Origin of the sequence: Stenotrophomonas maltophilia group sp. RNC7 (assembly GCF_030910085.1) — a bacterium.
Taxonomy (GTDB): Bacteria; Pseudomonadota; Gammaproteobacteria; order Xanthomonadales; family Xanthomonadaceae; genus Stenotrophomonas; species Stenotrophomonas sepilia.
In genome coordinates, this window is sequence record NZ_JAVFVN010000555.1 from 1 (window position 1) to 320 (window position 320).

Genomic DNA, 320 nt, shown 5'->3' on the forward strand with positions numbered 1-320 from the left:
GCAACTACTTCAACCCATCGGGAGAATTGACATGAACGGCAAGCACAGGACCTGGGCGTTTGCCCTGCTGGTGGCCGCCGCGATCGCGGTGCAGGGCTGCGGCCAGGAAACGGCGCCAGCGCCCAATGGGGCGCAACCGTCGCCGTCGTCCGGCGCGGCGGCGCCGCCGGCCTATGCCGCCATCACGGTGCGGCACAAGCTCGGCGTCACCGTCATCGACAGGCAGCCCGAGCGCGTGGTGGCGCTGGATATGAACGAGGTCGACTTCCTGGACCTGCTGGGCGTGCCCGTGGCCGGCATGCCCAAGGACTTCGTGCCGC

Annotated in this window: 1 pseudogene; it reads left to right on the plus strand. The window is 69.4% G+C overall.

From position 1 onward, the window contains the following. Positions 1-31: 31 nt before the first annotated feature. A pseudogene (locus tag RCF13_RS10775) lies at positions 32-320 on the plus strand (hypothetical protein); the annotation flags it as partial.